We start from the raw sequence: 6,787 nt of genomic DNA on the forward strand, positions 1-6,787 counted from the left end.
GAGTTCTTCCGGGGTGGGGTGGGGAAGCCGAGGCATACGATCATCGTGGCCGGACCTCTGGACCGACGCACGCGAATATCGCCCCCTTCAGGGGCGCGGGGAACTGCGCGATCAACCACAAACAACCCGCACACGCCGAAAAACGAAGACCCCACGGTCACCTAGGCGCAAGCAACCGCAACTGAACCAAGCCCAGCCACGTTTCAGGCCCCGGCTGCACCCGAGCCGCTCGAACCGCGTAGCGCCCCGGCTCCAGACCCACCCGAACCCGCTCACTCCCCGAAGACACCGCCCCAGGCCACGCCGCGTCGAAAAGAAACACAGCCCCGGGCACCTCCCAGTGAACCTCCGGCTCCCACTCCGCCGTATCGACAGCCACCGGCACGCTCGCGAGCAACTCATCCTCGGAGTTACCAGCAAACCACCGGACGAACATCCCGTGGTCGGGCAGATAGGCCGTCGAGGCAGGCTCGTCCCCCAGAACCAGCGCCGTGCAGTCGCCGACCGGCAGGAGCCCGACGTGCCCATCCACCTCGCAGGCCCGGTCGTAGTCCGAGGCCGTCTCCTCGCCGTCGGCACCCGCCCAGAACGGCAGAACCGTCTCGGGCACCGCTATCAGCGGCCCACCGCCCGACTCCACCCATTCCACGACGCCCGGCTCCGCGTATCGCACCATGACGCAAGAACCTACATGGTCAACTCCCTTCAAAGTCCCAGGGGTCAGCAGCCGCAGTCGCCTGCGTCCGCGGGTGCCGTCAGGGGGTCCGGGGCACGGCGTTCACGGCCCTGCCAGGTCTCGAACTCGAAGCCCTCGCGGACCCAGTACTCGAAGCCGCCGAGCATCTCCTTGACGGAGTAGCCGAGTTCGGCGAAGGCCAGGGCGGCACGGGCGGCGCCGTTGCAGCCGGGGCCCCAGCAGTAGGTCACGACCGGCACCGACCTGTCGAGGAGTTGTGCGGCCTGCTCGCGGACGAGCGCGGTCGGCAGGTGGACGGCGCCGGGGATGTGGCCCTGGTCCCAGGCCTCGGTGGAGCGGGAGTCGACGACGACGAAGCCGGGGTCGCCGCCGGCCGCGAGCGCGGTGGCGACGTCGGACACGTCGGTGTGGAAGGCGAGAGCGGCGCGGAAGTGGGCGGCGGCCTCGGCCGGGGTGGCTGGGGCCACCCGCAGCACGGAATGCACGGTGATGGCGGTCATGCCGAGAAAGCTACGGCCCCGGATCCGCGCCCTGAAGTGACGATCACCGGCACTTGGCTTGTTCCACCGGGGATTTCACTGCTATTCATCGGCGATGACCGCGTATTCCCCGGACGCCACCGACTGGCGCATCCTCGACGTCCTCCAGCGGGAGGGCCGGGCCAGTTTCACCGAGCTGGCCCGTGCCGTCTCCATGTCCGCGAGCGCGGTCACCGAACGGGTGCGCCGCATGGAAGAGGCCGGGGTCATCCAGGGCTACGCGGCCGTGGTCGATCCGGAGAAGCTGGGACTGCCGATCCTGGCGTTCGTACGTCTGCGGTATCCCAGCGGGAACTACAAGCCCTTCCACGACCTCGTCGCCGCCACGCCCGAGATCCTGGAGGCCCACCACGTCACCGGCGACGACTGCTTCGTCATCAAGGTCACGGCCCGGTCGATGCGCCACCTGGAGGAGGTGTCCGGGCGGATCGGGGCGCTGGGCTCGGTGACCACGAGCGTGGTGTACTCCTCGCCCCTGCCCCGGCGCCCCCTCGGCCGCTGACCTCAGCCCACGCCGCGCTGCCGCAGCACCGACCCGGCCCTGCCCTTGACGACCTCCAGTTGGGCGTGGATCCGCCGCCGCAGGTCGGGCACGTGGCTGACGATACCGACGCTGCGGTCGCGTTCGCGCAGGGAGTCGAGGACGTCGAGGACCTCGTCGAGGGTCTGGTCGTCGAGGCTGCCGAAGCCCTCGTCGATGAAGAGCGTGTCCAGCCGCACCCCGCCCGCCTCGTCCGTGACGACGTCCGCGAGGCCGAGGGCGAGGGCGAGCGAGGCGAAGAACGTCTCGCCGCCCGACAGGGTCGCTGTGTCCCGCTCGCGGCCGGTCCAGGCGTCGACGACGTGCAGTCCGAGTCCGCTGCGGCCGCGTCCGGTGCGGTCGTCGGAGTGGACGAGGGTGTAGCGGCCGGACGACATGCGCCGCAGCCGTACGGTCGCGGCGGCGGCGACCTGTTCGAGGCGGGCCGCCAGCACGTACGACTCCAGGCGCATCCGGCGTTCGTTGTCGGCTGAGGTGCCGGCGGTGAGGCCGGCCATGCGGGCGACCCGGTCGTACTCCTCGCGCAGCGGCGCCAGGCGGCGGACGGAGGCGGTCGCCCGGGCGGAGAGCCGGTCGAGTTCGGCGCAGCGCCGGGCGGCGGCGTCGTGGGCGGAGGCGGCGTCGCGCAGCCGGCGGGCCGCGGTGTCGGCGGCGAGCTGCGCCCCGGCGAGGTCGGCGGGCCGCTGCCGGGCGGCGGCCGCGGTGTCGGCCTCGGCGAGGACGGCCCGTACGGCGGCCTCCTCGGTCTGCCAGGCGTCCAGCCGTCGTTGCAGCTCGCGGTGGGCGTCGTCGTCGAGGAGGGCGGCGGCCGCGTCCCGGGGGGTGTCGAAGCCTGCGCGGAAGGCGGCGTCGGCGAGCCGGGCGTCGGCGTCCTTGAGCCGCTGGGCGGTGTCCTCGGCGGCACGGGCGGCGTCGGCGGCGTCCGTGAGCAGCGCGGTCCGGCGCTCCAGTTGCGCGGCCCGGGCGGCGACGCTGTCCAGGGCGCCCCGTGCCCGGTCCAGCTCCTCTTCCAGGGCGGCGCGTTCGCTCTCCAGCCGCTCCCGGTGGCCGACCCGGGCGGCGCTGCGCACGGCGGCCTCCTGCCGGGCGGCGACGCGCCGCTCGTGTTCGTGCCCGGCCTGCCGCAGCCGCTCCCGCGCGGCGTGCAGCTCGGCGGCGCCCCGGCGGGCCTGTGCGTACTGCTCCTCCAACTCCTCGACTTCGCGGGCGAGTTGCTCGGTGGGCGTGTCACCGGCCTCGGCGGTGGCGGCGGCGAGCGCCTCCCGTACGACGCCGAGGTTCCGCTCGTCCTCGGCGCGCTGTTCGTCGGCGCGCTGGTAGGCGGCCAGGGCGTGTTCCTCGGCCTCGCGGTCGACGTGCCCGGCGACCTTGCGGGCGGGGGCGGGGTGTTCGGTGGCGCCGCAGACGGCGCAGGGTTCGCCGTCGGTGAGGTTCGCGGCCAGTTCGGCGGCGATGCCGGTCAGGCGCTGTTCCTTGAGGTCGAGCCAGTGCTGCTTGGCGCGCAGCGCCTCCTCCTGTGCGGTGCGGACCCGCTCGACGGCCTTGTTGGTGTCCTCGGCGAACTGGTCGCGCAGCCGGGCCGCCTTCAGCCGCTGCCGCGCGGGCTCGCGCCGTACGGCGAGCTGTTCGGCGAGGGAGGCGGCCTGCTGGGCGGAGTCGACGCCGGCCTGGAGGGCGGTGCGCGTCTCCTCCCAGCCGTCGAGCCAGGCCTGCGCTTCCTGAAGGACCTCGGCGTCGACGCGTTCCTGGCGGTCCAGGCCGGCGCGTTCGTCGAGGAGTTCGGCCAGTCGCCGCTCGGCGCGGCGGGCCGAGTCCAGTCCGCCCAGTTCCTCGGCGGCCCGGCGGGCGGCGGCCGCGAGCCCGGCCGCGCCCGCGTCGGCGAAGGTCTCGGGCAGCAGGGCACGCGCGCGTGCCTCGGCGGCGGCCGCCCGCCGGTGTTCGGCGTCGGCGGTCTCCCGCAGGTCCAGGGCGGGTGCGACCGCCTCGGCCTTGCGGGCGCGCTCCATGCGCTTCTGTGCTTCCCGGTACGCCTCGGTCCGCTCCTCCAGGAGCGCCGCCCGTTCCCGTGCTTCCGCGAACCGCCGCTGGAGCCTGGCGAGTTCGCGTGCGTCGTCGAGGGTGCGGCCGGCGGCGGCCTGTGCGGATTCGGCGGCGGCGAGCGTGCACTCGGCGACGGTGAGCTGTTCACGGGCGGTGCTGCGGGCGACGGCGGCGGCGCCCAGCACGGCCTCGGCGAGTCCTGGTTCGCCGGGGGCCAGGTCCGGCAGCCACATGGTGTCGCCCGCGGCCTGCTGCATGCGGTGGGCGTCGGCCAGCAGCGCGGCGTCCCCGTCCCGGACCTGGGCCTCGGTGGCACGGCGGCGCTCCGCGAGGCGCTTTTCGACGTCGGCGAAGCGGCGGGTGTCGAACAGGCGGCCCAGCAGCTTGCCGCGGGCCTCGGCGTCGGCGCGCAGGAACCGTGCGAAGTCGCCCTGCGGCAAGAGCACGACCTGGCAGAACTGCTCCCGGCTCATGCCGAGCAGCTGGGTGATCTCCTCTCCGACCTCCTGGTGGGAGCGGCTGAGGTCCTTCCAGGCCCCGGCCGTGGTGTCGTACGCGCGGAGCCAGGTCTGGGCCTTGTCGAGGGTCGTGCCGGTGCCGCGTTTCTTGGGGCGTTCCCAGGGCGGCTGCCGGGTGATCTCCAGGCGGCGTCCGGCCACGGTGAGTTCGAGGGTCACCTCCGTGCGGGTCGCCGGCGCGGCGTGGTCGCTGCGCAGGGCCGTGCCCTGTCCGCCGCCCTGCCGGGCGCCCGGCACCGAGCCGTACAGGGCGTAGCACACGGCGTCGAGGACGGATGTCTTGCCCGCGCCGGTGGGTCCGTGCAGCAGGAACAGCCCGGCCGCCGACAGCTCGTCGAAGTCGACGGTCTGGGTGCCCCCGAAGGGCCCGAAGGCGGTGATCGTCAGCCGGTGGAGCCTCACCGGGCGACCTCCCGTACGGTCTCGTCGGCCCGCACCGCGTCGAATGCGTCCCGCAGCACGCCCTGTTCGTGGGCGTCGGGTCCGGCGCCGCGCACGTGGGCGACGAAGTCCTCCGCGATCTGCTGGTCGCTGCGGCCGGCGAGGCGCCGGGCGTACGACACCTCGGGGTCGTCCTCGGCCCGGTCGGGGTCGAAGACGAGGCTGAGGGTGTGCGGGAAACGCTCGGTGAGCCGGGCCATCGGGTCGGCCGGGCGGACCGGGTCGGTGAGCGTCGCCTCGACCCACGCCTCCTCGTGCCGCGCCAGCTCCGGGTCGGCGAGCAGGTCCTCCATGGTGCCCCGGATCCGGGCCAGGGCGCGCGGCACCGGGCAGTCGAGTCGCTCGGCCTCGACGGAGCCGTCGGCGGCCAGGTCGACGAGCCACATGCTCTTGCGGTGGGCGGCCTCGGAGAAGGAGTAGGGCAGCGGGGAGCCGGAGTAGCGGACGCGGTCGGTGAGGGTCTGGCAGCCGTGCAGATGCCCGAGCGCCACGTAGTCGACGCCGTCGAAGACGCCGGCGGGCACCGCGGCCACGCCGCCGACGGTGATGTCCCGTTCGCTGTCGCTGGGTTCGCCACCGGTGACGAAGGCGTGCGCGAGGACGACGGAGCGCGTGCCGGGCGCTCGCGCGGCGAGGTCGGCGCGGACCCGGTCCATGGCGGCGGCGAGCACGGCCTCGTGCCCGGCCTTCTCCACGCCGAACTCGTCCTTGACCAGGGCCGGTTCGAGGTAGGGCAGTCCGTAGAAGGCGACGTCCCCGTGGGCGTCGGCCAGCACCACCGGGGTGCCGGCCGCCGACGGCTCGGTCCTCAGATGGATGCCGGCCCGCCCGATGAGGCCCGCGCCGACGCCCAGCCGGCGGGCCGAGTCGTGGTTCCCGGAGATCATCACCGTCGGCACGCCGAGGTCGGCGAGGCGGTGCAGGGCGTCGTCGAACAGCTCGACCGCGGCGAGCGGCGGCACGGCCCGGTCGTAGACGTCCCCCGACACGAGCACCGCGTCCACGGCCCGCTCGCGCACGGTCGTGACGACGTGGCCGATGAACTCGGCCTGGGCGCCGAGCATGTTCACCCGGTGGAACGACCGGCCCAGGTGCCAGTCGGACGTGTGCAGCAGTCTCACGACGCCGCTCCGACCCGCATGTCTCCCCCTGCTACCGCTCCACGACCCGCACGAGCCGGCACGGCTCGCTGTCAGCACCCACCACGCTAACCCGTGCGGGCACCTGGTCCATCACGAACCTCGGGATGCCTCATCCGTCGGGCGTCAATTCAGGGGAAATGTCCGCACGTATGCCGTGGAACGGGTCACTCCGGCGCGAGGTCGTACTCCCGCATCACGCGCCGCGACGAGGACCCGCGGGCCTACCGGGAGTTCGAGAAGGGGTTTCCCGGCGGCCGCCTGGTCGATCCGCGGGACGTCGCCGAGGTGATCGTCTTCCTGCTCTCGGACCGGGTGGGGGGTCGCGAACGGCGACCTCACCGCTACGTCCTCGCGGCACTCGCCGTCGGCACGGCACTGCTCGCCGTCCGCCTGGGTTCCCGCAAGCGCGGAAGCGGGGGGTGCGGGTGCCGAGGCCGGCCGAGGTCCCACCGGCGTGGAGGAGCCCGACGGCGCCGCGACGCCGGCCGATAGCCACCGTCCGCGACAGCCGGTCCGGAACCCGCCGCTCCGCCCCTTCGCAGTCCCCCTTCGCAGTCCGCCCCTTCGCCGGTCCGGCCAGGGGGCGGAGCGCCTAGGAGCGCGCAACAGCCTCGGTGGTGCGCTGCGGGCCCCCGTCCCACTCCACCGTCAGTGACGCCCGACGATCAGGCTCCCGGGCGCCGCGCACGTGACCGACCGCGCGTCAGGCGTCGCCGTACGCCTCCCCGCCCGGTTCGAAGCCGGCCGTTCCGGCGGTCGCGTCGGCGAGCCACGCCCGGAAGGCGTCCACGTCGGCGTCCGGCAGCGCGATGTCGATCGTGACCGCCTCCCCGTAGCGCACGTCCCGCACCTCGCGCCCGCTGGTACGC

At 74.1% G+C, this 6,787-nt stretch carries 6 protein-coding genes; 1 reads left to right on the plus strand and 5 read right to left on the minus strand.

What is annotated here, in order from left to right:
- Positions 1 to 157: 157 nt before the first annotated feature.
- Together CA983_RS38620 and CA983_RS38625 are read right to left on the minus strand one after the other, a co-directional pair.
- Positions 158 to 676, minus strand: coding sequence for an immunity 21 family protein (locus CA983_RS38620; RefSeq protein WP_086605376.1), 519 nt, complete (start codon positions 674 to 676; stop codon positions 158 to 160).
- A 44-nt stretch (positions 677 to 720) separates the two neighbouring features.
- Positions 721 to 1,197: a rhodanese-like domain-containing protein gene (locus tag CA983_RS38625; RefSeq protein WP_086605377.1), complete on the minus strand. Its 477-nt coding sequence runs from the start codon at positions 1,195 to 1,197 to the stop codon at positions 721 to 723.
- A gap of 94 nt (positions 1,198 to 1,291) precedes the next feature.
- On the opposite strand from CA983_RS38625, the gene CA983_RS38630 reads away from it, so the two are divergent.
- Positions 1,292 to 1,738 (plus strand): Lrp/AsnC family transcriptional regulator, encoded by a 447-nt coding sequence (locus CA983_RS38630; RefSeq protein ID WP_086605378.1) that lies wholly within the window; start codon positions 1,292 to 1,294, stop codon positions 1,736 to 1,738.
- 2 nt (positions 1,739 to 1,740) lie between these two features.
- Here the strand turns inward: CA983_RS38630 and CA983_RS38635 are convergent, their stop codons facing one another.
- From CA983_RS38635 to CA983_RS38650, 3 genes are all read right to left on the minus strand, one after another.
- On the minus strand, positions 1,741 to 4,737 hold the full coding sequence (locus CA983_RS38635; protein WP_086605379.1) for an AAA family ATPase: 2,997 nt from the start codon (positions 4,735 to 4,737) through the stop codon (positions 1,741 to 1,743).
- Positions 4,734 to 5,897: an exonuclease SbcCD subunit D gene (locus CA983_RS38640; protein ID WP_086605380.1), complete on the minus strand. Its 1,164-nt coding sequence runs from the start codon at positions 5,895 to 5,897 to the stop codon at positions 4,734 to 4,736. The genes CA983_RS38635 and CA983_RS38640 overlap by 4 nt, the downstream gene beginning before the upstream one ends.
- A gap of 724 nt (positions 5,898 to 6,621) precedes the next feature.
- A partial coding sequence (locus CA983_RS38650) for a DUF1949 domain-containing protein (RefSeq protein WP_143645692.1) occupies positions 6,622 to 6,787 on the minus strand: 166 nt, incomplete at its 5' end.

The organism is Streptomyces swartbergensis, assembly GCF_002148965.1.
In the GTDB taxonomy this organism is placed as follows: Bacteria; Actinomycetota; Actinomycetes; order Streptomycetales; family Streptomycetaceae; genus Streptomyces; species Streptomyces swartbergensis.